At 57.2% G+C, this 25,348-nt stretch carries 24 protein-coding genes; 11 read left to right on the top strand and 13 right to left on the bottom strand.

Annotation, left to right across the window (positions count from 1 at the left end; translation table 11 throughout):
- Positions 1-20 precede the first annotated feature (20 nt).
- The 7 genes from EQV93_RS00375 to EQV93_RS00405 all read right to left on the bottom strand — a co-directional run bounded on the left by EQV93_RS00375 (position 21) and on the right by EQV93_RS00405 (position 8,663).
- The gene (locus EQV93_RS00375; protein WP_016779855.1) at positions 21-566 is read right to left on the bottom strand and encodes a DUF2058 domain-containing protein; all 546 of its coding nucleotides are present in this window, start codon (positions 564-566) and stop codon (positions 21-23) included.
- 22 nt (positions 567-588) lie between these two features.
- On the bottom strand, positions 589-1,422 hold the full coding sequence (mazG, locus tag EQV93_RS00380) for a nucleoside triphosphate pyrophosphohydrolase (RefSeq protein WP_240890698.1): 834 nt from the start codon (positions 1,420-1,422) through the stop codon (positions 589-591).
- Positions 1,423-1,581: 159 nt separating this feature from the next.
- Positions 1,582-3,837, bottom strand: coding sequence for a GTP diphosphokinase (gene relA / locus EQV93_RS00385; protein ID WP_146383977.1), 2,256 nt, complete (start codon positions 3,835-3,837; stop codon positions 1,582-1,584).
- Between the two features lie 117 nt (positions 3,838-3,954).
- Positions 3,955-5,307 (bottom strand): 23S rRNA (uracil(1939)-C(5))-methyltransferase RlmD, encoded by a 1,353-nt coding sequence (gene rlmD / locus EQV93_RS00390; protein ID WP_122784638.1) that lies wholly within the window; start codon positions 5,305-5,307, stop codon positions 3,955-3,957.
- Entirely contained in the window at positions 5,307-6,212 is a 906-nt protein-coding gene (cysM, locus tag EQV93_RS00395; protein ID WP_122784639.1) for a cysteine synthase CysM, read from the bottom strand. The genes rlmD and cysM overlap by 1 nt, the downstream gene beginning before the upstream one ends.
- Before the next feature lie 377 nt (positions 6,213-6,589).
- On the bottom strand, positions 6,590-7,945 hold the full coding sequence (locus tag EQV93_RS00400; protein ID WP_122784640.1) for a sensor histidine kinase: 1,356 nt from the start codon (positions 7,943-7,945) through the stop codon (positions 6,590-6,592).
- Positions 7,935-8,663, bottom strand: coding sequence for a response regulator transcription factor (locus tag EQV93_RS00405; protein WP_122784641.1), 729 nt, complete (start codon positions 8,661-8,663; stop codon positions 7,935-7,937). Before EQV93_RS00405 ends, EQV93_RS00400 begins: the two co-directional genes overlap by 11 nt.
- A 211-nt stretch (positions 8,664-8,874) precedes the next feature.
- On the opposite strand from EQV93_RS00405, the gene EQV93_RS00410 reads away from it, so the two are divergent.
- The 4 genes from EQV93_RS00410 (at position 8,875) to EQV93_RS00425 (ending at position 13,575) form a co-directional block, all read left to right on the top strand.
- Positions 8,875-11,640 (top strand): response regulator, encoded by a 2,766-nt coding sequence (locus EQV93_RS00410; RefSeq protein WP_122784642.1) that lies wholly within the window; start codon positions 8,875-8,877, stop codon positions 11,638-11,640.
- A gap of 62 nt (positions 11,641-11,702) precedes the next feature.
- Positions 11,703-12,692 carry a 2-hydroxyacid dehydrogenase gene (locus tag EQV93_RS00415; protein ID WP_240890699.1) on the top strand — a complete coding sequence of 330 codons (990 nt, stop codon included), beginning with the start codon at positions 11,703-11,705 and terminating at the stop codon, positions 12,690-12,692.
- Positions 12,693-12,742: 50 nt separating this feature from the next.
- Positions 12,743-13,180, top strand: a complete 438-nt coding sequence (locus tag EQV93_RS00420; RefSeq protein WP_240890700.1) for a hypothetical protein — start codon at positions 12,743-12,745, stop codon at positions 13,178-13,180.
- Entirely contained in the window at positions 13,177-13,575 is a 399-nt protein-coding gene (locus EQV93_RS00425; RefSeq protein ID WP_122784645.1) for an META domain-containing protein, read from the top strand. Before EQV93_RS00420 ends, EQV93_RS00425 begins: the two co-directional genes overlap by 4 nt.
- A 327-nt stretch (positions 13,576-13,902) precedes the next feature.
- On the opposite strand, the gene EQV93_RS00430 is transcribed toward EQV93_RS00425, so the two are convergent.
- On the bottom strand, positions 13,903-14,367 hold the full coding sequence (locus EQV93_RS00430) for a TlpA disulfide reductase family protein (protein WP_122784646.1): 465 nt from the start codon (positions 14,365-14,367) through the stop codon (positions 13,903-13,905).
- A gap of 126 nt (positions 14,368-14,493) precedes the next feature.
- Here EQV93_RS00430 and arsC point away from each other — a divergent pair, with 126 nt between their 5' ends.
- From arsC to EQV93_RS00445, 3 genes are read left to right on the top strand one after another with little or no spacing between them, the layout of a single operon-like run.
- Entirely contained in the window at positions 14,494-14,847 is a 354-nt protein-coding gene (gene arsC / locus EQV93_RS00435) for an arsenate reductase (glutaredoxin) (protein WP_122784647.1), read from the top strand.
- Positions 14,844-15,449: an NAD(P)H:quinone oxidoreductase gene (gene wrbA, locus EQV93_RS00440; RefSeq protein WP_122784648.1), complete on the top strand. Its 606-nt coding sequence runs from the start codon at positions 14,844-14,846 to the stop codon at positions 15,447-15,449. The genes arsC and wrbA overlap by 4 nt, the downstream gene beginning before the upstream one ends.
- Positions 15,442-15,873, top strand: coding sequence for a DUF2069 domain-containing protein (locus EQV93_RS00445; protein ID WP_122784649.1), 432 nt, complete (start codon positions 15,442-15,444; stop codon positions 15,871-15,873). The genes wrbA and EQV93_RS00445 overlap by 8 nt, the downstream gene beginning before the upstream one ends.
- Here the strand turns inward: EQV93_RS00445 and EQV93_RS00450 are convergent.
- Both EQV93_RS00450 and ttcA read right to left on the bottom strand, forming a co-directional pair.
- Positions 15,857-16,528, bottom strand: coding sequence for a DNA-3-methyladenine glycosylase I (locus tag EQV93_RS00450; RefSeq protein WP_240890701.1), 672 nt, complete (start codon positions 16,526-16,528; stop codon positions 15,857-15,859). The two genes, EQV93_RS00445 and EQV93_RS00450, sit on opposite strands and share 17 nt — an antisense overlap.
- 16 nt (positions 16,529-16,544) lie before the next feature.
- On the bottom strand, positions 16,545-17,372 hold the full coding sequence (gene ttcA / locus EQV93_RS00455) for a tRNA 2-thiocytidine(32) synthetase TtcA (RefSeq protein WP_122784651.1): 828 nt from the start codon (positions 17,370-17,372) through the stop codon (positions 16,545-16,547).
- A 242-nt stretch (positions 17,373-17,614) separates the two neighbouring features.
- On the opposite strand from ttcA, the gene EQV93_RS00460 reads away from it, so the two are divergent.
- Both EQV93_RS00460 and EQV93_RS00465 read left to right on the top strand, forming a co-directional pair.
- The gene (locus EQV93_RS00460) at positions 17,615-18,217 is read left to right on the top strand and encodes a Yip1 family protein (RefSeq protein WP_122784652.1); all 603 of its coding nucleotides are present in this window, start codon (positions 17,615-17,617) and stop codon (positions 18,215-18,217) included.
- A 73-nt stretch (positions 18,218-18,290) separates the two neighbouring features.
- Positions 18,291-18,785, top strand: coding sequence for a SprT family zinc-dependent metalloprotease (locus EQV93_RS00465; RefSeq protein WP_240890702.1), 495 nt, complete (start codon positions 18,291-18,293; stop codon positions 18,783-18,785).
- Between the two features lie 49 nt (positions 18,786-18,834).
- On the opposite strand, the gene EQV93_RS00470 is transcribed toward EQV93_RS00465, so the two are convergent.
- From EQV93_RS00470 to EQV93_RS00480, 3 genes are all read right to left on the bottom strand, one after another.
- Positions 18,835-20,169, bottom strand: a complete 1,335-nt coding sequence (locus EQV93_RS00470; protein WP_146383993.1) for a dicarboxylate/amino acid:cation symporter — start codon at positions 20,167-20,169, stop codon at positions 18,835-18,837.
- A 340-nt stretch (positions 20,170-20,509) separates the two neighbouring features.
- On the bottom strand, positions 20,510-21,859 hold the full coding sequence (locus tag EQV93_RS00475; protein ID WP_146383995.1) for an ATP-binding protein: 1,350 nt from the start codon (positions 21,857-21,859) through the stop codon (positions 20,510-20,512).
- Positions 21,856-22,533, bottom strand: a complete 678-nt coding sequence (locus tag EQV93_RS00480) for a response regulator (protein WP_122784656.1) — start codon at positions 22,531-22,533, stop codon at positions 21,856-21,858. The genes EQV93_RS00475 and EQV93_RS00480 overlap by 4 nt, the downstream gene beginning before the upstream one ends.
- A gap of 149 nt (positions 22,534-22,682) precedes the next feature.
- Between EQV93_RS00480 and EQV93_RS00485 the strand changes: the two genes are divergently transcribed.
- Positions 22,683-23,417 (top strand): 4'-phosphopantetheinyl transferase family protein, encoded by a 735-nt coding sequence (locus tag EQV93_RS00485; RefSeq protein WP_122784891.1) that lies wholly within the window; start codon positions 22,683-22,685, stop codon positions 23,415-23,417.
- A 176-nt stretch (positions 23,418-23,593) separates the two neighbouring features.
- On the top strand, positions 23,594-25,348 hold the full coding sequence (locus tag EQV93_RS00490) for an ATP-binding protein (RefSeq protein WP_240890703.1): 1,755 nt from the start codon (positions 23,594-23,596) through the stop codon (positions 25,346-25,348).

Consider the following 25,348-nt stretch of genomic DNA (forward strand, 5'->3'; position numbering starts at 1 on the left):
TTGATATCAAAATTAGCCGGTTACCACATCAAGTCATCAGGAATCTGGTACGCCGCGTACGGATCATCCTCTTCCGGCGTTTTCGGCTCGACGAGGATATTGAGTTGCACAATACGACGCGGATCACGCTCCTGAATTTTCAGGGCTGCTTCACGGGGGATCACTTCGTAGCCGCCCTGGTGCTGCACGATGGCCAGCGAACCATTGGCCAACTTGTTGCGCATCAAGGTGTTGACCGACAGGCGCTTGACCTTTTTGTCATCCACGAAGTTGTAGTAGTCCTCAGTGTTCAGCTTGGGTAGACGTGAAACTTCGATCAACTGTTTGATCTGGGCAGCGCGGGCCTTTTGCTCGACCTTTTCCTGTTGCTGGCGGTTGAGCTCCTGATCGCGTTTAACCTTTTCGGCCTTGGCTTCTGCCGCCAGACGCTGCTGGGTGTCATCCAGCTCAATCTGGCCTTTGTGGGCCAGACGTTGCTGCTTCTGCTTTTCTTTACCGGCCTGTTTGGCCTGCTTTTCGTTGACCAGTCCGGCTTTGAGCAACTGATCGCGTAGGGAAATGCTCATCTATCTACTCACTTAGGCAAGCTCAGCCGCAGCTGGGCAAATTCTTTTCCTGGCGCTTGGCTTCACCCCACAGGGCGTCCAGGTCTTCAAGGGTGCAATCTTCAATGGGACGCAGGGTATCGCGCAATGCCTGCTCGATAAACCGGAAACGTCGGTCAAATTTGGCATTTGCACCGCGCAAGGCGGTTTCGGGGTCAACTTTGAGGTGACGTGCAAGGTTCACCACTGAAAACAGCAAGTCGCCCACCTCGTTACTGATGGCTGCCGAATCGTTGTCTGCCATCGCCTCGAGCACTTCATCCAGTTCTTCACGCACTTTGTCCAGCACTGGCAAGGCGCCGGGCCAGTCGAAACCGACCTGAGCGGCACGCTTTTGTAATTTGGCCGCACGGGACAAGGCCGGCAGCGCCACCGGCACATCGTCAAGCAAGGACAACTGCTGAGGGGCAGCAGACTTCTCGGCGCGCTCTTGCGCCTTGATCTCATCCCAGCGTTGCTTGACCTGCTCTTCACTCAGGCGCGGCACATCCAGCGGGGCATACAGATCGCCGGTTGGAAAGACGTGAGGATGGCGACGGATCAACTTGCGGGTAATGCTGTCAATGACCCCGGCGAACTCGAAGCGCCCTTCTTCGCGGGCCAGTTGACTGTAATAGACCACCTGGAAGAGCAAGTCCCCCAGTTCACCCTGCAAATGCTCGAAGTCGCCCTGTTCGATCGCATCGGCAACCTCGTAGGCTTCCTCAAGGGTGTAAGGCACAAGGCTGGCGTAAGTTTGCTTGATATCCCACGGGCAGCCGTACTGCGGGTCGCGCAGGCGGGCCATGAGGTGAAGCAGGTCGTCGAGTGTGTACATGAATATTCTCTATCTGTACGCATACTGTGTAGCCGTTGCCGAAGGCGACGTCCGATTGCGCAGCAATCGCAAACCCTGATAACGCGGCGTAACTGAAACACCGCGATACCTGAACTTACGACGACTGCGCCGCCGGACGCAGCCTGCGGCTGCTACGCGTTAACGCGGCTCACTACGCCCGATTCGGCGGGTTTCGATGATGTTTGGCAGTTGCGAAATACGCCCCAGCAAACGCCCCAATGCATCCAGCCCCGGGATCTCGATGGTCAAAGACATCAACGCGGTGTTGTCCTCTTTGTTCGAGCGGGTGTTGACCGCCAATACGTTGATCCGCTCGTTTAGCAGCACTTGCGACACGTCTCGCAGTAACCCCGAACGGTCGTAGGCGCGGATTTCGATATCGACCGGATAGGTCGACACCGGGATCGGCCCCCAGTTGACCTGGATGATCCGCTCCGGCTCACGACTGCCCAGCTGCAGCACCGAGGCGCAATCCTGACGGTGAATGCTCACACCACGACCCTGGGTGATGTAACCGACAATCGCATCACCTGGCAGCGGCTGGCAGCAGCCGGCCATTTGGGTCAGCAAGTTGCCCACACCTTCGATCTGAATATCGCCACGTTTGCCCGGCTTGTAGCCCGTGGCTTTACGCGGAATCAGCTCCATCTGCTCGCTGCCGCGCTCAGGCTCGACCAGTTGCTGCGCCAGATTGATCAGTTGCGCCAACCGTAGATCGCCGGCTCCGAGAGCCGCGTACATGTCCTCGGCGGTTTTCATGTTGGCTTTGTCGGCGAGTTTTTCGTAATCCACGCCCGGCAAGCCTAAACGCCCCAACTCGCGCTCAAGCAAGGTCTTACCCGCAGCAACGTTCTGATCACGGGCTTGCAGCTTGTACCAGTGAACAATCTTGGCCCGCGCCCGCGATGTGGTGATGTAACCCAGGTTCGGGTTCAACCAGTCGCGGCTCGGCGTGCCGTGTTTGCTGGTGATGATCTCGACTTGCTCGCCGGTTTGCAGGGTGTAGTTGAGCGGGACAATTCGCCCGTTGATCTTGGCGCCACGGCAGTTATGGCCGATTTCGGTGTGTACCCGGTAGGCGAAATCCAGCGGTGTCGCGCCCTTGGGCAAGTCAATGGCATGACCGTCAGGGGTGAAGATGTAGACCCGATCAGGCTCAATATCGACCCGCAGTTGTTCGGCCAAACCACCGATATCACCCAGCTCTTCGTGCCACTCCAGCACCTGACGCAACCAGGATATTTTCTCTTCGTACTGGTTGGAACCGGCCTTGACGTCGGTGCCCTTGTAGCGCCAGTGCGCGCACACCCCAAGCTCAGCCTCTTCATGCATGGCATGGGTTCGAATCTGGACTTCCAGCACTTTGCCCTCAGGCCCGATAACCGCGGTGTGCAACGAGCGGTAACCGTTCTCTTTAGGGTTGGCGATATAGTCATCGAACTCTTTGGGAATGTGCCGCCACAGGGTGTGGACGATGCCCAGCGCGGTGTAGCAGTCGCGCATTTCCGGAACCAGCACCCGTACCGCACGCACGTCGTAGATCTGACTGAAGGCCAGACCCTTGCGTTGCATTTTTCGCCAAATGGAATAGATGTGCTTGGCTCGGCCGCTGATGTCAGCGTCCGTCACACCAGTGGCTTCCAGTTCGGTGCGCAACTGGTTCATCACGTCACTGATAAAGCGCTCGCGATCAAGGCGGCGTTCATGCAGCAAGGTGGCAATTTGTTTGTACTGTTCAGGCTCAAGGTAGCGGAAGGACAAGTCTTCCAGCTCCCACTTGATATGGCCGATGCCCAAACGGTGCGCCAGCGGCGCATAGATATCGAAGACCTCGCGGGCCACGCGATTGCGCTTTTCGTCGGGGGCATTTTTAACGGCACGAATCGCGCAGGTGCGCTCAGCAAGTTTGATCAGTGCTACGCGCACGTCATCAACCATTGCCACCAGCATCTTGCGCAGATTTTCAACCTGGCCCTGAGAGCCCAGCACCATCGATTGACGTGGACTGAGGCTGGCGCTGATGGCCGCCATACGTAATACGCCGTCAATCAGCTTGGTCACCACCGGACCAAAACGTTGACTCACTGCCGGGAGCTGAATTTGCCCCTCACGCACGCCACGGTACAAAATCGCCGCGACCAGAGAATCCTGATCCAGCTTGAGATCAGCGAGAATTTCAGCAATTTCCAACCCGGTGCGAAAGCTAGAAGTGCCCTCAGTCCACAGGTTTTTCGCTGCATTGGCTTGTTGCTCAGCCTCACGTGCGTATTCGCACGCTTCTTTCAAGGCTTCGCGGTCCAGCGCCACATCGACACTCACCGCATGATCTAGCCATGCCTCGAGGTTGAGACTGCCGTCGGTGTTGATCGGCTGGTGTGCTCTGACCTGTACCATCTTGCTTACCTTCCCTACAGCGCACGATCAGTGCGCCGAAATCACCGGCCCTAATCCCAACCGCACGCTACAGGGCCAGTAGCGCGGGTCGCGGGCCCGTCGAAATAGACAGACATCCTAGTCTGCTTCAAATAACGCCATCGCCTCGACATGCGCGGTTTGCGGGAACATATCGAGGATTGCGGCACGTTTTAACCGATAACCCTGTTTCATCAACTCAACGGTGTCGCGTGCCAGCGTGGCCGGATTACACGACACATAGACCAAACGTTTGGCCCCCAGGCTGGACAGCTTGCGCACCACCTCATAGGCGCCATCGCGAGGCGGATCGAGCAAGACAGCAGCAAAGCCGTCTTTGGCCCACTCTGCACTCTCCAGCGGCTGCGACAAATCCGCCTGATAAAACGCCACATTATGCAGGTTATTGCTCACTGCATTCTGCGCGGCGCGTTCGACCATGGTCGCAACGCCTTCAACCGCGACAACTTCACGCGCCTGGCGCGCCAACGGTAATGCGAAGTTACCCAGCCCACAAAACAAGTCAAGAACCCGCTCGTCGGCTTGCGGTGCCAGCCACTCCAGTGCCTGCGCCACCATCGCTTCGTTAACGCCCGCATTGACTTGTACAAAGTCGCCGGGACGATACGCCAGTTCCAATCCCCACTGCTCTAAACGGTAGCCCAACCCCTGACGCTCATCGAGCGGCTGGGGCTGATCTTCGCCATGCAGCCACAATTGGGCGTTATGGGTCTGACAAAAAGTCTGCAGCACGTTCATGTCTGCTTCGTTAAGCGGCGCCATATGGCGCAATAAAACAGCGATTGCCGAGCCACTGAACAATTCGACATGGCCCAGGGCCTTCGGATTGCTCAGTTGCCGCAACATCGCGGGCAACCCACTCATGATAGGTTGCAAAGCCTGTACCAGCACTAAACAGTGATCGATTGCGACGATGTCCTGACTGCCCGCAGCCCGAAAACCAACATCCAGCCGCTTGGCCCGCGCATCCCAACGCACAGCAATGCGCGCCCGGCGGCGATAGCCAAACTCAGGCCCGGTCAGCGCTGGCGCCCACTCTAGAGGTTCGACCCCGGCCACACGGGACAGTTGCTCGGCGAGCATGCGCTGTTTAAGGGCAAGCTGCTCGGTATGGGGCATATGTTGCACGCTGCAACCGCCACACTTTCCAGCCAGCACGCAAGGCGCTTCGCGACGCATCTCGCTGGCCTTGAAAACACGTTCGGTACGCGCTTCGACCACTTTGCCGTGTGCACCCAGCACACGCGCTTCTACGTCTTCGCCGGCCAATGCACCGGACACAAACCAGGTGCGACCCTCAATAAACGCAATACCGCGCCCATCGTTGGCCAGACGTTCAATGCTCAAACGCTGTTTCTTGCCCACGGGCACTTGCGGGGCCTTGGTGCCGCCAGCGGGCTGGAAGCGCAGACCCCTTTCTTGCTTAGCCATCAGTTAGTCGGCTCATCGTAGATTCCGGTCGACAGGTAACGGTCGCCGCGGTCGCAAATGATCGCGACCAGTACTGCATTTTCGACTTCTTGTGACAGGCGCAGCATCGCTGCCACCGCACCGCCCGAGGAGACGCCACAGAAAATGCCTTCTTCACGGGCCAGACGACGCATCACGTCCTCGGCCTCGCGCTGGGCCATGTCAACGATGCGGTCAACCCGGCTGGACTGATAGATCTTTGGCAGATACTCAGTAGGCCAGCGGCGAATGCCTGGTATGGCGGCGCCTTCCATCGGCTGCAAACCGACGATCTGCACGTTCGGGTTTTGCTCTTTGAGGTAGCGCGAAACACCCATGATGGTGCCCGTGGTGCCCATCGAGCTGACGAAGTGAGTGATCGTGCCTTCTGTCTGACGCCAGATTTCCGGGCCGGTGCTGGTGTAGTGCGCCTCGGGATTGTCGCCGTTGGCGAACTGATCGAGCACCTTGCCGCGACCTTCGGCCTGCATCTTGTCGGCCAGGTCGCGGGCGCCTTCCATGCCCTCTTCCTGACTGACCAAAATCAGCTCGGCACCATAAGCCGTCATGGCCGCCTTGCGCTCGGCGCTGGAGTTGTCGGGCATGATAAGGATCATCTTGTAGCCCTTGATGGCCGCAGCCATCGCCAGCGCAATCCCGGTATTACCCGAGGTGGCTTCGATCAGGGTGTCGCCCGCCTGGATCTGCCCACGCGCTTCGGCGCGGCTGATCATCGACAGGGCCGGACGGTCCTTGACCGAGCCCGCAGGGTTGTTCCCTTCGAGCTTGAGCAGCAAGGTATTGGTGGTATCTCCTGCCAGGCGCTGCAAGCGCACCAACGGAGTGTTGCCGACGCAATCGGCGATAGTGGGGTACTGCAATGTCATGGCGTATTCGCAATCCAGACTGCGGGGGCGCACATCATACCGACAAACGCCGACAGCCCATATCACGCAAAGTGCGGTGCTTATGGTCAAAGGCTATAAGCAAACCCTCACCCTAGCCCTCTCCCAAAGGGAGAGGGGACTGACCGCGGTGATTGGCAAGGGTCTGCAACCTGAGCCTACGTGGCGATATGAATTTATCAGCACTTTCAGCAATCAACCCATTCAGTCCCCTATTCCTCTGAGAGAGGGGACTGACCGCGGTGCCTGGCGAGGGGCTGCAACTTGAGCCTTAGCGGCGATTATGGATTGAACAACACTTTCAGAAATCACCCCAATCAGTCCCCTCTCCCTCTGGGAGAGGGTTAGGGTGAGGGCTTTTACACACGCGCAGGCAAGCGCAGGTGTACACGCAGCCCCTGACCGACATTTTCGGCCCATAAACTGCCGCCCTGCAGGCGCAATGCATTACGCGCAATACTCAGCCCCAGACCAAAACCGCCATCCCCCGGACGCGATCCATCCAGCCGGATAAACGGTGCGAAAATCCGTTCCAGCTCTTCAGGCGCAACACCGCCACCTTGATCATCAATCCACAAATGCCATTGATCACCTTCACGCTGCCCGCTCAGACTGACCGTACCGTCAGGCGGCGAATGACGAATGGCATTGCGCAAGATGTTTTCCATCGCCTGCGCCAAGCTATTAAGGTGCCCTTGCACCCAGCAGTCGGCCCCCACCAAACAGGGCAATCGGCATGAAGGCCAGTCACTCTCAAAGCGAGCATTTTCAGTCAGTATTTCCCATAGCGCCTGCACCTGAATGTCTTCGACCGGCAACATTGCGCGCTCTGCGTCCAGCCAGGCCAGTTGCAAGGTGTCATCTACCAGTCGCTGCATGCCGTCTACTTCACGGCTCAAGCGCTCACGCAGCGCGTCAACGCCCTGCTCGCTCTCGCAGGCCACGCGCAATCGACTCAAGGGCGTACGCAACTCATGGGATAAATCGCGCAACAGTTGCTGCTGTTGGTTGACCGTGGTTTGCAAGCGCTCGGACATCTGATCAAACGCCCGCCCCAACTCTCCCAATTCATCCTGACGACTGGTGGTCTGGCTCGACAGGCGCGTGTGCAACTGATCCGCACGCCAGGCATTGGCCTGTGCCCGCAGTTGGTTGAGCGGCATGATCAGAACACGGTACAGGCCCACGCACAGCAATAAGGTCAGCAAGCCCGGAATCAAGCCATTAGTCACCACCCGCCAAATCCGCTGTGAATACCCCGGCATAAAACGTTGGGGAAGCTCGATGATCAGAGTCCCTGCGGCGCGATCACCGGGAAACGGTATTTTCATCCACGGCCGTGTCGACTTGAGATGGCTGATGGGCCAGTCCAGGCCGCGTAAAAACGTCAAGTGCTGACTTTCCGACTCACTCAGAGGGTAACTGCTCAACGACTGCAGTCCCGGACCGACCACGCCGATCCAGCCCGGCTCTTTGGGCCCCATGGTATAGATCCAGTGATCGATACCGGCTTGCTGGCCCGTCTGCCAGGCCTGCTCGGCTTCACCTGCGTAACGCAGCAAGGTGCTGCGCGCCTCTTCGGTCAGATAGGCAGTGCGCTTGTCCATATAGCGCCCCCATGACCAACTCAGCCAGATCATCAGCAAACAAAAGACAACCAGCAAACACGCCAACTTCCAGAACACTGAATGTTTGCCGGGAAGGTTAAAACCCATCGCTGGCACTCAATACATAACCCCGGCCCCACACCGTACGCACTTCGCGGGCGTGGTAGCCCATGACTTTGAGTTTTCGGCGGATTTGGCTGATATGCATGTCCAGGCTGCGATCATGGGCCGCATAACCGCGCTGCAACACCTGCTGATAAAGGAACGCCTTGCTCAGCACTTCATCAGGATTGCGCTGCAAGGTATCCAAAAGACGGTATTCACTGCGCGTCAGGCCCGCCCATTGCTGAGCAAAACTCACGTCTGACCTGATTTCGTCGAACAGCAGCTCGTTGTCGCTGATTAAAGGCTGCACCACCGGCTTAAGCGGGGGCATGCGATCCAGCGCAACACGGCGCAGGATGGCCTGAATCCGCACCCGCAATTCGGCCAGGCTGAACGGTTTGGGCAAATAGTCATCGGCGCCCAGTTGAAAGCCGCTGATGCGATCCGCTTCGGCCCCCAGTGCAGACATTAAAATCACCGGCAGGCTGTGGGTCTGTCGCAACTGCGTGAGCACCTGCAAGCCGTTCATGCCAGGCAGCAGAATGTCCATCAAGACCACATCAAATTGCCCTTGGCGGGCATGTGCCAACCCCTCCATGCCATTCTGGCACCACACCACGTCGAACCCGCAACGCCCCAATTGCTCATGCAGATAGGCGCCTAATACAGGGTCGTCTTCAATGGCCAAAAGCCGGGAGGGAGTGACATCTACGGGATTCATTTGCGTCTGCAAGTCATTCTCAATCGGCGATTATTCAAGATTGAGCCCATGCTCGCAACCGCCATGCTAAACAAAGGCTGATTGAGGTCACACACCTGCACGCAATAGTAAGTTTTCGAAGATTTGCCCTGTCGCAAATGGCTACACTGCGGGCGAACCTGTGCGGGATGCTCAGGAAACGCTTAAAAAGAATGTCGGGCTGGAGAATTGCGTGCTTAAAAACTTGGGTATCAAAGGCCGTGTGTTGTTGCTCACGTTAGTGCCCGTCTCCTTGATGGCAATGGTTCTGGGAGGCTACTTCACGTGGTTGCAGCAGTCAGAACTGGAATCCCAACTGCTGCAACGCGGTGAAATGATCGCCGAACAGCTAGCGCCTTTGGTAGCGCCCGCGATGGGCCGCAATGACACCGCTCTACTGAACCGAATCGCTACCGAAGCCCTTGAACAACCCGATGTTCGGGCGGTGGCGTTTCTGAGTGCCAATCATCAACCCCTCGTTCATGCTGGCCCGAGCATGCTTAACCCTCCGCCCTTGGGTAACAGCAGCCAGTTACTGCAGCGTTCGGATGTCGACGCCACTCGCTATTTACTGCCCGTGTTTGGCCGTCATCGCAACCTCGCAGGCGATGTAATCCCCAACGAAGCTCATCGTTTGCTGGGCTGGGTCGAGCTTGAACTGTCGCACAACAATATGTTGCTGCGCGGGTATCGCAGTCTGTTTGCCAGTTTGTTACTGATCGGCGCGGGGCTGGTGTTTACCACCTTGCTGGCATTACGCATGAGCCGCACCATCAATGACCCGCTGGACCGAATCAAACAAGCCGTGGCCCAACTCAAGGACGGCCAGTTACAAACCCGATTGCCGCCGCTGGGCAGCCATGAACTGGATGAATTGGCCTCGGGCATCAACCGCATGGCTGAAACCCTGCAAAATGCTCAGGAAGAACTGCAGCACAGCGTCGACCAAGCCACTGAAGATGTGCGTCAGAACCTTGAGACCATTGAAATCCAGAACCTCGAACTCGACCTCGCCCGCAAGGAAGCGCTGGAGGCGAGCCGCATCAAATCCGAGTTTTTGGCCAATATGAGCCATGAAATACGCACCCCGCTCAATGGCATTCTGGGGTTTACCCATCTTCTGCAAAAAAGCGAGCTGACACCCCGCCAATTCGACTATTTGGGCACGATCGAAAAATCGGCCGATAACTTGCTCGGCATCATTAACGAGATTCTCGATTTCTCGAAGATCGAGGCCGGCAAACTGGTGCTCGACACAATTCCGTTCAACCTGCGGGACTTGCTACAAGACACCCTGACCATTTTGGCCCCGGCAGCCCATGAGAAAAATCTGGAGCTGGTCAGTCTGGTCTACCGCGACACGCCGCTGTCATTGATCGGTGACCCGTTGCGGCTCAAACAAATTCTCACCAACCTGGTCAACAATGCCGTCAAGTTCACCCGTGAGGGCACCATTGCGGTCCGGGCCATGCTGGAAGACGAAGATGACAACACCCCAGAAGGCTTCGTCCAGTTGCGCATCAGTGTTCAGGACACCGGCATTGGCCTGACCAGCCAGGATGTGAGGGGATTGTTCCAGGCCTTTAGCCAGGCCGATAACTCACTGTCTCGCCAACCTGGCGGCACCGGCCTGGGCTTGGTGATTTCCAAGCGTCTGGTTGAGCAAATGGGCGGCGAAATTGGGGTAGAGAGTACCCCCGGTGAAGGCTCGGTATTCTGGATCAGCGTGAAACTGCCCAAAGCCCGCGACGATGCCGAAGACTTGCCGAGTGCGCCGTTACTGGGTCGCCGCGTGGCCGTGCTGGAAAAACACGACCTGGCCCGTCAGGCCCTGCAACATCAACTGGAAGATTGCGGGCTGGAAGTCACTCCCTTCACCAGCCTCGAAAACCTGACCAATTGTGTGACGAGCGCCCACCAGACCGCACTCGCTATCCATTTGGTGGTGCTGGGTGTCACCGCCCATGAAATGCCGCCCGAACGCCTCAACCAGCACATATGGGATCTCGAGCACCTGGACTGCAAAGTCTTGGTACTGTGCCCGACTACCGAGCAAGCCCTGTTTAATGCATCGGTCCCTAACCCTCACAGCCAATTGCAAGCCAAGCCCGCTTGCACCCGAAAATTGCGTCGGGCACTGGCTGACTTGATCAATCCGCAGCAGGTACGTCACGAACCGGGCGAGCCGATGGCCAGCCGCGCACCGCGAATTTTGTGCGTAGATGACAACCCGGCCAACCTGCTGCTGGTGCAAACCCTGCTGGAAGACATGGGCGCTCAAGTGATCGCGGTAGACAGCGGCTACACAGCCGTTAAAACGGTCAAGTCCCACGATTTTGATCTGGTTCTGATGGACGTCCAAATGCCCGGCATGGACGGACGTGAAACCACCGAAGTCATACGCCAGTGGGAAAGTGAACAACATTTGACGCCGCTGCCGATCGTTGCGCTGACCGCTCATGCGATGGCCAATGAAAAACGCGCCCTGCTCCACAGTGGCATGGATGACTACCTGACCAAGCCCATCAGTGAACGGCAGTTGGCCCAAGTGGTGTTGAAGTGGACAGGGCTGGCCCTGCGCAATCAAGTGGTCGACAACACTCACGAGCTTATTCAGCGCGGTAACCAACTGGCCGTACTCGACCATGAAGAAGGTTTGCGCCTGGCGGCAGGCAAGCCCGATCTGGCCATCGACATGCTCGCCATGCTCCTGGCTTCACTGGACGCAGACCGTGAAGCGATCCAGCAAGCGCGCCAGGCCAATGACAACAATGCACTGATCGAGCGTGTTCACCGCCTGCACGGTGCAACGCGTTACTGCGGCGTTCCGCAATTGCGTGCCGCCTGTCAGCGCAGTGAAACCCTGCTCAAACAAGGAAGTGCCCACGCGAGTACCGCCCTGGATGAACTCGATGAAGCCATGTCCCGCCTGAATGAAGAGGCGCGCAACACTCCGTAAAACGCGTGCCATTCACTACAATGAACCCGGCGACCCCACTCGCCCACCCTCAAGGAAGACTCATGCGCACGATTCTTTTCAGTTGCCAGACCTACGACCGCGACAGTTTTAGCGCTGCTCAACAGCCGGACGGTATCGAGTTGCACTTTCAACCGGCGCGCCTGAGTCTTGAAACGGCCGCCATTGCCCATGATTACGACGTGGTTTGTGCGTTTATCAATGACGATTTAAGTGCCCCGGTGCTGGAGCGACTGGCTGCTGGCGGTACACGTTTGATCGCCCTGCGCTCGGCCGGTTTCAATCACATCGACTTGCCTGCCGCCAAACGCCTGGGTTTGAGCGTAGTACGCGTGCCTGCGTACTCACCCCACGCCGTGGCTGAACATGCCGTGGCCTTGATTTTGGCACTTAACCGCCATTTGCACCGCGCCTACAACCGCACCCGCGACGGCGATTTTACGCTGCACGGCCTGACCGGCTTTGACCTGGTGGGCAAGACCGTCGGCGTGGTCGGTACAGGCCAGATCGGCGCCACGTTTGCCAAAATCATGGCAGGATTCGGTTGCAAATTACTGTGCTTTGACCCGTATTCAAATCCCGAAATGCTGGCTCTGGGTGCGCACTACGTGAGTTTGCCCGAGCTGCTGTCCGGTTCTCACATCATCAGCCTCCATTGCCCGCTGACAGCCGACAACAAACACCTGATCAACAGCGAGTCGCTGGCCACCCTTAAACAGGGCGCCATGCTGATCAACACGGGACGCGGCGCTCTGGTCGAGACACCGGCGCTGATTGAAGCCCTTAAAACTGGCCAATTAGGTTATCTGGGGCTGGACGTTTATGAAGAAGAAGCCCAGATCTTCTTCGAAGACCGCTCCGACTTGCCTTTGCAAGACGATGTGCTGGCACGCTTGCTGACCTTCCCCAATGTGATCATTACCGCCCATCAAGCCTTTCTGACCCGTGAGGCATTGAGTGCGATAGCCTGCACCACGCTGGACAATATTGTTGCCTGGAAAAACGGTACACCGCACAACCTGATCGAAGGTTGAAAGGCCAGAGCTCAGGCGCGTGATAGCATAGCGGCCTATTTGGAGGACCCATGGTCGAACACGATTTCCGCTTCAGCCTGCTGAACCCGCAGCACACCCTGATTGAATGCCGCGCGTTGGCGCCAGGTCTGTATCAAGTCACCGGCAACGGGGGTTCGATTCAATCTGGCGACGTGCTGATTGTGACGCTTAAAGGCAGCAAGGATTTGTCCATGCGCTTGAGTGTCGACAAAGTACGCCACCTGATCAACCCGCGCGGTCAGTGGGTTGCCGTGACCAAAGGGCCGGCTTTCGGCGAATTGGCCATTCATCAGTGGCAGGTTAACTGCGACGCTTGCGGCAAAGAACTGAAGTTCGAGTTCGCAGTTGATGCAAAGCTGGGCGTCAAAGCGCAAAAGCCTGCGGCCAGTGCGCGAATCGCCGAGTTGGGCTGGAGCACTGAAGGCAGCAAGCACCTGTGCCCACAATGCCAAAAGGCCGCGCAATGAAACATCTGATCCTGATGGCTGTGCTGGGCGCAAGCCTGGTGGGGTGTGCAGGTGACCCGGTGCAGCTGCAACACAACCACACCTACGTGGTGGAGTGGATTGGCGAACGGCCCTTGATTGACAACAGCCACCTGACCGTGACGTTTGACGAAGGCGGACGGGCCTATGGCAGCGGTGGCTGCAATCATTGGTTCGCGCCCTACACGCTGGACGGTGACAAGCTGTCCTTTGGCGGTGTGGGCAGCACGCGCAAGGCCTGCGCACCCGCGCTGATGGAACAGGAGCATCGCTTTTTCGAAGCCCTGCAAACTGTTCAGCGCTGGGACATTTCGCCTATCGAGCAAGTGCGGTTCTGGCCGGCTGAAGGCAAGCCGTTGCGGCTATGGCCTGAATAAAGCCCCCCTCACCCCAACCCTCTCCCGGAGGGAGAGGGGGCTAAAGTCAAACGCAGATCTGTGCAACACCACCGTACAAGCCCCCTCTCCCTTTGGGAGAGAGGGCAAAGGTCAAACGCAGGTCTGTGCAACACCACCGTTCAAGTCCCCTCTCCCTTTGGGAGAGAGGGCAAAGGTCAAACGCAGGTCTGTGCAACACCACCGTTCAAGTCCCCTCTCCCGTTGTGAGAGGGGGCTAAAGTCAAACGCAGATCTAGGCAACACCACCGTCCAAGTCCCCTCTCCCTTTGGGAGAGGGTTAGGGTGAGGGGCTCTTGAGGCAGACTTTTACTGCCCCTTAAGCTCCTTGATCTTGGCCAACACCCCAGCCGCGGTCTGCTCACCCATCATTTGTGCGCGAACCTTGCCCTTCTCATCAATGATGTAAGTCACCGGCAACGCTTCACTGCGCGGCAAATCAAAGTGCTCCGCCGGATCCTGCGCCAGTACGGTGAAGTTAATGCCCATCGTCGCGCTGGCATCACTCAGTTCCTTGCCCTGCAAACCGTCGAAGTTAACCCCGAATACACCGACAGATTGCCCCTGCAATTGCTGCTCAAGCTTATTCAGTTCCGGGATTTCAATGCGGCACGGCCCACACCACTCGGCCCAGTAGTTGATCACCTTCCACTGTTTGTCCAAACGTTCAGAGGGGATCTTCTCGCCATGCTGATCGACCCCGTAATCATTGCCACAACCGGCTAGCAGTAAAGTAGCGGCGACAGCAACTACCACCATGACTCGCTTAAACATCTGTTGATCCTTCTCAGTAAATTCGCTCAAAAAGCCAAGTGACAACGCTGAATAGCCGCGCACGGTTCAGGCAGACACCTCAGACGGGTAGAATAGCCGCCACCTTACGCAAGAAGCGACCCGCACATGACCGATCTGACGCTTTATCACAATCCGCGCTGCTCGAAATCGCGCGGTGCGCTGGAGATTCTCGAAGCTCGAGGCCTGACGCCCACGGTAGTACGTTACCTGGACACGCCGCTGACAGCCGCACAACTGACCGACCTGCTGCGCAAATTGAACATCAGCGCACGTCAGTTGTTACGTACAGGCGAAGAGGACTACAAAATCCTCAATCTGGCCGACGACAGCCTCAGCGAAGCCCAATTGATCGAGGCGATGGCCACCCATCCCAAGCTGATCGAAAGGCCAATTCTGGTCGTGGGCGATAAAGCCGTCATCGGTCGCCCACCGGAAAAAATCCTGGAGATCCTGCCATGAGCACGCCCTACATTCTGGTGCTGTTTTACAGCCGCAATGGATCGACCACTGAAATGGCCCGGCACATTGCTCGCGGTATTGAACAAGCAGGCATGGAAGCGCGTCTGCGCACGGTCCCGGCCATTTCCACCGAATGCGAAGCCGTGGCGGCGGACATTCCAGCCGAAGGCGCGGTATATGCCAGTCTGGATGACTTGAAACACTGCTCAGGATTAGCCTTGGGTAGCCCGACCCGTTTTGGCAATATGGCGGCCCCGCTCAAATACTTTCTGGATGGCACCAGCAACCTGTGGCTGACCGGCGCACTGGTGGGCAAACCGGCTGGTGTCTTCACCTCAACGGCCAGCCTGCACGGTGGGCAAGAAACGACCCTGTTGTCGATGATGATGCCGCTGCTGCACCACGGCATGCTAATCACCGGCCTGCCATACAGTGAGTCGGCACTGCTCAACACCACTGGCGGCGGTACGCCTTACGGCCCAAGCCATCACGCTGGCGCCGATGGCAAACGCAAACTGGACGACCATGAAACAGCCCTGTGCCGGGCGCTCGGCAAGCGTTTGGCAGAGACGGCCATCAAGCTGGATCACAGCCGTGGCTAAAAAGCCCAAGGTGCTGCCCTCCATCGCGTGGCTGGCGCCACGGGTGAGGCTAATGCGGGTCTTGAGTTTGGTGTGCTTTTTGAGCCTGATCGGGTTGCTGTGCGTTTACTACCTGGCATTCGCCAACCTGCATGGCGCACGCCCATGGGTGATCCTGCTGATAGAACTGGTGCCCTTGCTGATTGTGTTGCCCGGCATGTTGCTGGGCAGCGCACGGGGCCACTCCTTTACCTGCTACGTGATTAACCTGTACTTGATAAAAGGCGCGCTGGCGGCGTTCGACCCAAACCGCCAACTTTTCGGCTTACTGGAAATGGCCGTCAGCGTGGCGGTGTTTATCAGTGCCATGTTGTATGTACGCTGGCGCTACCAGTTAGACCGGCGCCTGGCTGGTGAAGGCACCCCAGTCAGTGATTCACCGTAAATGCCAGCATCTGTGACAACTGGCACATCGGCCGACCGCTTTCGGCGTGCCACTGGTTGAAAGCATTCTGCACAATGGCCAAATCCCTCAAGCTGGTCGGCGCCTTGTCGACCAGCTTCTGGGCATTGAGCGCCGCGACCACGTCATAGCTCGGCACAAAGGTGTCTTTACCCACCATGCGCAAGAAGCGCGGTGCCGACAACCCACCGAGCTGATGCCCGTGCTTGCTCAGGTATTTCCACAATCCCACAATGTCAGTGACTGGCCACTGCGCGATAAACGCGCCGAAGCTGCCGTGTTCATGGGCGATGTCCAGTACCATTTGCGCATTGCGTGGCACGCTCTTGAGCTTGCCCAGATGGCGGATAATCCGCGCATCCTGCATCAGTCGCTCAAGGTGCTCAGCGCCCATCAACACCACTTTTTCAGGATCAAAACCAAAGAAGACTTCTTCGAATACCGGCCACTTGCCATCAACTACGCTGTGCTTGAGCCCGGCTCGAAAAACGCGCAACGCCAAGGTCGACAAATATCGGTCGTCGGGAATGGCCCGTAATTGCGCGGGGGTTCGCGGTACGGGCAATTCGGCTTCCAGAGCGGCTACAGAACCAAAGCGGTTCAAACAGTATTCGTGCAGCCATGTGTAGTCGCGCATGCCCTCTCCTCTTGAATTACGACAGGTTCAGCAGATTGACGAAACGCGGCGTCGCCGTTTCATCCATTTTCAGGCTGGCAAAATCAAACAGGCTACGGTCCGCCAACTGGGACGGGTTAACGTTCTGCAAGCTGCGGAAAATGCTCTCGGTGCGGCCCGGCGTCTTGCGGTCCCACTCCTGCAGCATGTCCTTGACCACCTGACGCTGCAGGTTCTCCTGGGAACCGCACAGGTTGCAGGGAATGATCGGGAACTGCTGCAAGTCCGAATACGCCTGAATGTCTTTCTCGTTGCAGTACGCCAGCGGCCGGATCACTACATTGCGACCATCATCTGAGAGCAATTTGGGCGGCATGGCCTTAAGGCTGCCATTGAAGAACATATTGAGGAAAAAGGTCTCAACGATGTCATCTCGATGATGCCCCAGCGCCATCTTGGTCGCACCAATCTCGTCAGCAAAGGTATACAGGGTGCCACGACGCAGCCGTGAACACAGAGAGCAAGTGGTCTTGCCTTCCGGGATCAATTCCTTGACCACCGAATAGGTATCTTTTTCAACGATGTGATAGGCCACACCCAACGCCTTCAGGTAGGCGGGCAGTACGTCTTCTGGAAAGCCGGGCTGCTTTTGGTCCATGTTCACGGCGACAATTTCGAACGAGATCGGCGCAACCTTTTGCAGGTGCAGCAACACATCCAACAGCGTGTAACTGTCTTTGCCCCCCGACAGGCAGACCATCACCTTGTCGCCGTCTTCGATCATGTTGAAGTCAGCCACCGCCTCACCGGTCAATCGACGCAGGCGTTTCTGGAGTTTGATTTGTGAGACCGAAAGACTGCCCATAGCGCTTCAATTCCGCGAGTTAAGACCAAAAGCCGGTGATTTTACCCAAAAATGCCCGATGCACGAAGCCCCGCTCGTTACCTCTAAAGAGGGCAACGCGATTAAGCCTGTATCTGACAGTACAAGATGCTCTTAAGGGTCAGCATTATTGAGTACCACCTTTCCTATACTGCGAATGAGACTGCAAAACCACTGATATACGCGCCCTATTGGGGGGTGCGTCTTATGCAGGAGTGACCGTCATGCTCAATCACGTTGTGGGATTGTTTACCCACCCCGATCAGGAGTGGCGACAAATACGCGGCGATGCGCAAGAAAGCATTGGCCATCTGTACCTCACACACACCCTGATTCTGGCGGCCATTCCAGCCATATCTGCTTTTATTGGCACGACCCAGGTGGGCTGGGTCATCGCCAATAACGGCCCCGTCATGTTAACGGTCGAGAGTGCACTGTGGATGACGTTGATGTCATACCTGTCGATGCTCGCAGGCGTAGGGGTCATGGCCGCTTTTATTCACTGGATGGCCCGCACCTACGATGCACTACCGAGCATGGCGCGCTGTGTTGCGTTCGCAACGTACACCGCAACCCCTTTATTTATAGGCGGTCTGGCTGCGCTCTATCCCCATCTATGGTTTGGCATGCTCGTGGGTATCGCTGCAATTTGCTACACCGTGTATTTGCTCTACATAGGGATGCCGACGTTTATGAACATTGACCCTGACGAGGGGTTTTTATTTTCAAGTTCAGTGCTGGCGGTAGGCTTGGTGGTGCTGGTGTCGATTCTGGCATTCACTGTCATTGTCTGGGGAATGGGTGTTGGGCCGGAGTACACCAACTGACCACTCGGCACTTCACAGGTTCGGAAACCTTGCGGCTTGCGGCATAATCACCGCCTCTGGAGAACCGAACCGCATGCCCGAGTTGCTCAATACACGTGTCGAAGACTGTTTCAAACAGGCCGAAGTGTTTTTCAAACGTCCTTTCAAACGCCCGGTGGTCAGTTTCAAACTGCGCGGACAAAAAGCCGGCGTCGCCCATTTGCATGAAAACCTGCTGCGTTTCAATCCGCAGCTGTACCGCGAAAACAGCGAGGACTTCCTCAAGCAAACGGTGGCCCATGAGGTCGCCCACTTGATTGCTCACCAACTATTTGGTGACCGAATCAGCGCCCACGGTGAGGAGTGGCAGCTGATCATGCGGGGCGTGTACGAACTGCCGTCCAACCGTTGCCATACATACGCCATCAAGCGGCGCACGGCGACCCGCTATATCTATCGGTGCCCTTGCCCGGACAGCGACTTCGCGTTTTCTGCCCAGCGCCACGGCCTGGTCAAGCAAGGCCGTGGGTACTTGTGCCGACGGTGTCGCAACACGTTGGTATTCAGCGGCGAAACCCGGGTCGAATAAACAGCAAAAAAAAACCCATCCGAAGATGGGTTTTTTTAAAGGGCCAAACTTACTTCAGCAACGACGGTGCCGGACCTTCCGGTACACCCAGATCGTCAGTCGGGCGCATATCAGTCAGCGGGCTACCGCCGCTGGCCAACTCTACTTGCAATTTGTCTTCGTCCAGCTCGTTCACCCACTTGGCAACCACCAGCGTGGCCACCGCGTTACCGATCAGGTTGGTCAGGGCACGTGCTTCGGACATAAAGCGGTCGATACCCAGAATCAGCGCCAGGCCGGCAACCGGCAAGTGGCCGACCGCCGACAGGGTGGCTGCCAATACGATAAAGCCGCTACCGGTCACGCCTGCAGCCCCTTTGGACGACAGCAACAGCACCAGCAAGAGCGTGATCTGATGCGTAATGTCCATGTGCGTGTCAGTCGCTTGGGCGATAAACACAGCCGCCATGGTCAGGTAGATCGAGGTACCGTCGAGGTTGAACGAGTAGCCGGTTGGAATCACCAGACCCACGACCGACTTCTTCGCACCCAGACGCTCCATCTTCACCAACATGCGAGGCAATGCCGATTCCGACGAGGAGGTGCCCAGCACGATCAACAGCTCTTCACGGATATAACGAATCAGCTTGATCACGCTGAAACCGTGCGCGCGGGCAATGCTGCCCAGAACCAGCAGCACGAACAGCACACATGTGATGTAGAAGCAGATCATCAACTGGCCCAACTGCACCAGCGAACCGACGCCGTAAGCACCAATGGTGAAAGCCATGGCGCCCAGCGCGCCGAGAGGTGCCAGCTTCATGATCATGTTGATGATGTTGAACATCACATGGGCAAAACGATCAATGAAGTCCAGCACCGGCTTGCCGTAGGCACCCAGGCGATGCAGGGCAAAGCCGAACATGACCGAGAACATCAGCACTTGCAGGATGTCACCGTTGGCAAACGCGCCCACGATGGTCGACGGAATGACGTTGAGGATAAAGCCGACAATGCTTTGATCAGCACCGGCGGTGACGTAGCCAGCAATCTTGGTCGCGTCCAGTGTAGACACATCGATGTGCATGCCAGCGCCCGGTTGAACCACGTTTACAACCACCAGACCGATCAGCAGCGCAATGGTCGATACCACTTCAAAGTAGAGCAAGGCATAACCGCCGGTCTTGCCGACCGATTTCATGCTCTGCATACCAGCGATGCCACTCACCACCGTACAGAAAATGATGGGTGCGATGACCATCTTGATCAACTTGATGAAGCCATCACCCAAGGGTTTGAGTGCTACGCCGGTTTCCGGGTAGAAATGACCGAGCAAGATGCCAATAGCGATAGCTACGATCACTTGCACATACAGGGATTTGTACAGTGGCTGACGAGTCGTCATTGCAAAGTTCCTCAAGTGCATCACTCAATCATCATTCCATCTGAGACTGGCGACGCCTAAAGCGCGAACCCTCCTGTACTTGGAGGGATTTGTTGTGTGGAGCTGCTCTAACGGCAGAACTCTTACGCTTGTTGCAAGCGGCGGGCCAAGATGGAAAAAGGGCTGATACTGCTACTCCTGCAGGGAAAATCTACAAGACGCAGGAATTGAGCTGGCGGATTTCCGCCCTTTGAGCGCTTAAGAAAGCGTGAGATGGCGGATTTCCGCCTTGGCAGGGTGTCCTCGTAGTCGCTGACTAGAAGCAACTACGGGTGTTGGAATTTAAGAAGAGGGGGCAGAATCAGTTCGCAGCGGGGAAATGAATCCGAAACGCTGCCCCGCCCAGTGTTGAGTCATCCAGGGTCAGCTGTGCGTCGTAGCTTTCGATAATGTCTTTAACCACGGCCAGGCCAATACCCTGCCCTGCGTGCTGGCGATCCAGACGTTCGCCGCGCTGAAGAATACGCGCCCGCTGATCAGGTGGTACGCCCGGGCCGTCGTCTTCCACGCAGATTTCAACACCATGGGCATTTTGATGCAGGCTGATGCGCACTTGGCAAAGACACAGGCGATAGGCGTTTTCCAGCAAGTTACCCAACAGTTCCAGCAGAGCATTCTGCTCGATGGGCACGTGACTCAATTCCGGTATGTCGTAACTGACTTTGACTTGCTTGTCGCGATACACCTTCTCCAGCGTATCGCACAGGCTTTTTACCACCGGCAGCAGCTCGACTTGATGGCGCACTAAACCGCTTTTACGCAAACTGGCCCGTTGCAGTTGGTAGCTGATTTGCTGGTTCATGCGTTCAATCTGGGTTTGCAGCACCCACGCCTGATCACGATCTCGCGGCCGCTGGGCCATGCTTTCGCTAACCCCTTGCAAGACGGCCAACGGGGTTTTCAAGCTGTGGGCCAAATCATCCAGTGAGTCTCTGTACCGCGCACGCTGTTCACGTTCGCTTTGCAGCAAGCGGTTCAGGGAGCCGGTAAGTCTTAGTAACTCACGAGGATGCTGTTCACTGAGACTTTCGCGCTCACCGCTTTCTATCTGGTCCAGCTCCTGACTCAAGCGTCGCAAGGCACGTAACCCCCAGGTCAAACCAATCCACAATAGCGCCAGCAAAACAATCAAGGCTGCCCCAAACCCCAGATACAGGTTTTCGCGCAGCCCGGCCAACGTCATGTTGTATTCGCGCATCGGTTGCAGCGCTACAAAGCTGAAGGCAGCGCTTTTGCCGCCCAGCAGCTTGACCTCCACGTCATAGACGAAAAATTCTTCACCGTTGTCTTCGCGAATGCTCGCAAACTCATTACCGCGCCCGTCGTAACGCGGTGTGTAGTTAATGTTTTCTTCCTGGGTAGCCCGTGAGCGCCACACCAGATGGCCTTCACGGTCGTAGATGTAGCCGAGCAGGCGACTGTCCGGCAGGTTGAACTGCTCATCCGGGAGCAACGCCGGCATTTTCAATTGGTTTTTTTCGACCCGTGCCGCCGAGATCAAAGTGGTCACGTCCGATGCCAGTCGCTGCTCGATAGCATCTTTGAGTGCGAGACTGAACGCCCCTTGCATGGCCGGTAACAAGGCCAACATAAACAGCACCGCCAGCAACGTGGCCGCCAGCATCAGTCGAACGCGAAGCGAACGAATCATCGGCAGCGCTCAGTGAACAAGTACCCCAACCCCCGCACGGTATCGATTGGCTTAAAGCCGTTTGCCCCCTCAAGCTTGCGTCGCAGGCGCCCGACCAGCACCTCGATCACATTTGGATCACGCTCCTCGTCATCCGGGTAGAGCTGTTCCATCAGTCGGTCCTTGGCCACCACCTGTTGGTGATGACGCATCAGGTATTCGAGAATTCTGTACTCATAGGCCGTCAGCGCCAACGGCTCACCTTCCAGTACCGCTTGTTTGCGATTGATATCCAGCACCAGCTCGCCAGCCACAATGGTCGATTGTGTGAAGCCGCTGGAACGTCGTAACAAGGCATTAAGCCGTGCTTCAAGTTCTTCAAATTGAAACGGCTTGACCACATAATCGTCGGCGCCAGCAGCCAGCCCCTCCACCTTGTCTTGCCAGTTGCCACGGGCCGTGAGAATAAGGATCGGAAAGGTCTTGCCCCGGGCACGCAGTTGGCGAATCAGGTCAAGCCCGCCCATACCCGGCAAGCCGAGGTCAATCATGGCCAGGTCATGATTGAACTGCTCACTCTGGTACAACGCCTCCTCGGCATTGGCCACCGATTCCACGACATGACCTCGTTCGCTGAGTCGGGTTTGCAAGTGATGGCGCAGCAGCGCCTCGTCTTCAACCACCAACAATTTCATCGCGCTCTCCCAAGCCAAATCCGAGTCCCTTAAGGCCTCATCACCCATTGCACAGGGCCACCATACGGGGTTGGCCCTGAACAGACTCTGAACATGCACAGGTCATCTTAGGCTACCCAGGCTGATCAAGACCCGGCAAAATGCCCGCCATGAATCGACCCTTCGCCCTGCCCGCCTGTTGCACCCCATTGCGCACCGACTGGCCATTGCCCCAAGCGCTGCCTGGCAGCGTGTGGGCAAGCACTGAGTTCACCCCGGCACAGCTCACTGCCGATGATTTTGCACGCACAGCCGTTGCAATGCCCGCCAGTATTCAACGCTCGGTTACCAAACGCCAAGCCGAATATCTGGCTGGACGCTTGTGCGCCCGCGCAGCGTTGTTGCAACTGGATGGCACCCTCGCGACACCGGGCATTGGCGAAGACCGTGCGCCGCAGTGGCCTGCGCATATTTGCGGATCAATCACCCACAGCAATGGCCGTGCAGCCGCACTGGTTGCATTGAAAAGGGACTGGTCCAGCGTGGGTATCGACCTCGAAAACGTACTCACTGACGAACGCGCCCAGCGTCTCGCCAAAGAGATTCTCACGCCGGCTGAACTGCACCGCATGGCATCCACGCCCGCACAATCCGTGGGGCATGTCGTGACGCTGACCTTTTCGGTCAAAGAAAGCCTGTTCAAGGCCCTCTATCCGCTGGTGCAAAAACGCTTCTATTTTGAACACGCTGAAGTACTCAACTGGACCCCAGCGGGTCACGTACGCATGCGCCTGCTCACTGACTTGTCACCCGAATGGCCCAATGGGCGGGAGCTGGATGCCCAGTTCTGCGTATTTGAAGGGCAATTGCTGAGTGTCGTGGCGATCAGGGCGAACGCCGTTTAACCCCACCGAGCGGCTCTGCGCTTGAATCAGGCCGCATATCGTCTGCCCCCCCAAGTGATCATTGCGCATGGCCGAACAGGCACAACGGGCAATGTACCCGTGGGTGTTCATGTCTTTTTTGGCCCGCCACGGCGCCATGCTATGGTTTGCGCCCCCTAATCGAGCACAGTGTCACCATGCCTATGCCGCCGCGTTTTTCCCGCTTAATCCTGTATACCGCATTGATTTTGATCGGTGCTGCCATCGCGGGTACATGGGCGTGGAGCCAGGCACGGCAGCATGCGCTGGAGCAAAGCGTAAGCCGCGGCCCCGAACAGCTCAATTTGTATGCCAACTCGTTGCACACAGTGATCGAGCGCTACCGTGCATTGCCAGCCGTGCTGGCCTTGGATCCCGAGCTGATTGCGGCACTTGAACAGCCCGTCACGCCTGCAGGACAAGCGCAGCTCAACCGAAAACTGGAACGTATCAACGGTGCTGCACAGTCTTCGACCCTTGAATTGCTTGACAGCACTGGCCTGGCCGTAGCCGCCAGCAATTGGAACACCTCCAACAGTTATGTCGGCCACAACTATGGCTTTCGCCCTTATTTCAGCCAGACACGCGATCAGGGCACAGGCAGCTTCTATGCAGTGGGCGTAACCAGCGGCATTCCGGGCTACTTTATGTCCAGTGCGGTACGGTCTGCAGACGGGCGTTTTTTGGGGGCGATGGTGGTCAAGCTGGAGTTCCCGGAACTGGAACGCGAATGGAGCCAGGGTAACGACACGCTGCTTGTGACCGATAAGCGCGGCATTGTGTTTATTGCCAACCAACCGGGCTGGCGCTACCGACATCTGCGTGAATTGAGTGACCGTGATCTCAGCGAGATAACTCAAACGCGTCAATACGACAAACAACCTCTGACACTGCTGCCCACTCACACTCTGCGCAGTTTTGCCGATAACAGCTACCTGACTCGCGTTGACAGCCCGTCAGGGCCGTCCGACTACTTGTGGGAGAGCCAGGCGCTGAATCCAGAGGACTGGACTCTGCACTTGCTGCGTCAGCCGCAGTTGGCGTCCGAAGACAGCCGCAACGCGGCCCTGGCGGCCATCGGGTTGTGGTTGGCGCTGGTTTTTTTGGCCCTTTTTTTACTGCAACGCTGGCGGCTCGATCGTTTGCGCCAGCGCAACCGCGCAGAACTTGAGCAACTGGTTCAGGCCCGAACCCGCGATCTGCGTACCGCGCAAGATGGCCTTGTGCAATCCGCCAAACTCGCGGCATTAGGGCAAATGTCGGCGGCATTGGCCCACGAAATCAATCAACCACTGACCGCCCAACGCATGCAGTTGGCAACCCTGCGCCTGCTGCTGGATCACGGCCGTATCGACGACGCCTACAAAGCTCTGGCACCCCTGGAGCAGATGCTCACCAGAATGGCCGCACTCACTGGTCATCTAAAAACGTACGCCCGGCAAAGCCCAAGTGGTTTACGCGAAAGGCTGGATCTGGCGAGCGTTGTCGATCAAGCCTTGCACTTGCTGGAACCGCGATTGAACGAAGAGTCTATCGACCTGAAGGTTGACCTGATACGCCCGGCGTGGGTACGCGGCGACGCGATCCGTCTGGAGCAAGTGCTCATCAACCTGCTGCGCAACGCACTGGATGCCCTGCGCGACAAACCCTGCAAACATTTGGAAGTCCGCATCAAGGCCGATCAACAGCTGTGGTATTTGACCGTGAGCGACAGCGGTGGCGGGATGAATGATGAGCATTTGGGTAAAGTCTTCGATCCATTTTTCACCACCAAACCTGTAGGCGAAGGATTGGGCTTGGGCCTGGCCGTGTCTTACGCCATTGTTCACGAAATCGGTGGTCGTCTGACCGCTTGTAATCATGCCGATGGCGCGCAGTTCACGCTGACGCTGCCTGTCGCACAGGAATCATGA

Origin of the sequence: Pseudomonas sp. TMW22091, from assembly GCF_022496705.1 — a bacterium.
GTDB classification, from domain to species: Bacteria; Pseudomonadota; Gammaproteobacteria; order Pseudomonadales; family Pseudomonadaceae; genus Aquipseudomonas; species Aquipseudomonas saxonica.

Coding starts and splice junctions, on each gene's coding strand:
- EQV93_RS00465 (WP_240890702.1), top strand. CDS start 18,291: ATGCCCGAGTTGCTCAATACACGTGTCGAAGACTGTTTCAAACAGGCC.
- EQV93_RS00400 (WP_122784640.1), bottom strand. CDS start 7,945: ATGGGTTTTAACCTTCCCGGCAAACATTCAGTGTTCTGGAAGTTGGCG.
- ttcA (WP_122784651.1), bottom strand. CDS start 17,372: ATGGGCAGTCTTTCGGTCTCACAAATCAAACTCCAGAAACGCCTGCGT.
- EQV93_RS00460 (WP_122784652.1), top strand. CDS start 17,615: ATGCTCAATCACGTTGTGGGATTGTTTACCCACCCCGATCAGGAGTGG.
- relA (WP_146383977.1), bottom strand. CDS start 3,837: ATGGTACAGGTCAGAGCACACCAGCCGATCAACACCGACGGCAGTCTC.
- EQV93_RS00470 (WP_146383993.1), bottom strand. CDS start 20,169: ATGACGACTCGTCAGCCACTGTACAAATCCCTGTATGTGCAAGTGATC.
- EQV93_RS00490 (WP_240890703.1), top strand. CDS start 23,594: ATGCCTATGCCGCCGCGTTTTTCCCGCTTAATCCTGTATACCGCATTG.
- EQV93_RS00375 (WP_016779855.1), bottom strand. CDS start 566: ATGAGCATTTCCCTACGCGATCAGTTGCTCAAAGCCGGACTGGTCAAC.
- EQV93_RS00425 (WP_122784645.1), top strand. CDS start 13,177: ATGAAACATCTGATCCTGATGGCTGTGCTGGGCGCAAGCCTGGTGGGG.
- EQV93_RS00450 (WP_240890701.1), bottom strand. CDS start 16,528: ATGCGCGACTACACATGGCTGCACGAATACTGTTTGAACCGCTTTGGT.
- rlmD (WP_122784638.1), bottom strand. CDS start 5,307: ATGGCTAAGCAAGAAAGGGGTCTGCGCTTCCAGCCCGCTGGCGGCACC.
- EQV93_RS00485 (WP_122784891.1), top strand. CDS start 22,683: ATGAATCGACCCTTCGCCCTGCCCGCCTGTTGCACCCCATTGCGCACC.
- EQV93_RS00415 (WP_240890699.1), top strand. CDS start 11,703: ATGCGCACGATTCTTTTCAGTTGCCAGACCTACGACCGCGACAGTTTT.
- EQV93_RS00475 (WP_146383995.1), bottom strand. CDS start 21,859: ATGATTCGTTCGCTTCGCGTTCGACTGATGCTGGCGGCCACGTTGCTG.
- EQV93_RS00480 (WP_122784656.1), bottom strand. CDS start 22,533: ATGAAATTGTTGGTGGTTGAAGACGAGGCGCTGCTGCGCCATCACTTG.
- EQV93_RS00420 (WP_240890700.1), top strand. CDS start 12,743: ATGGTCGAACACGATTTCCGCTTCAGCCTGCTGAACCCGCAGCACACC.
- cysM (WP_122784639.1), bottom strand. CDS start 6,212: ATGACATTGCAGTACCCCACTATCGCCGATTGCGTCGGCAACACTCCG.
- arsC (WP_122784647.1), top strand. CDS start 14,494: ATGACCGATCTGACGCTTTATCACAATCCGCGCTGCTCGAAATCGCGC.
- EQV93_RS00405 (WP_122784641.1), bottom strand. CDS start 8,663: ATGAATCCCGTAGATGTCACTCCCTCCCGGCTTTTGGCCATTGAAGAC.
- EQV93_RS00430 (WP_122784646.1), bottom strand. CDS start 14,367: ATGTTTAAGCGAGTCATGGTGGTAGTTGCTGTCGCCGCTACTTTACTG.
- mazG (WP_240890698.1), bottom strand. CDS start 1,422: ATGTACACACTCGACGACCTGCTTCACCTCATGGCCCGCCTGCGCGAC.
- wrbA (WP_122784648.1), top strand. CDS start 14,844: ATGAGCACGCCCTACATTCTGGTGCTGTTTTACAGCCGCAATGGATCG.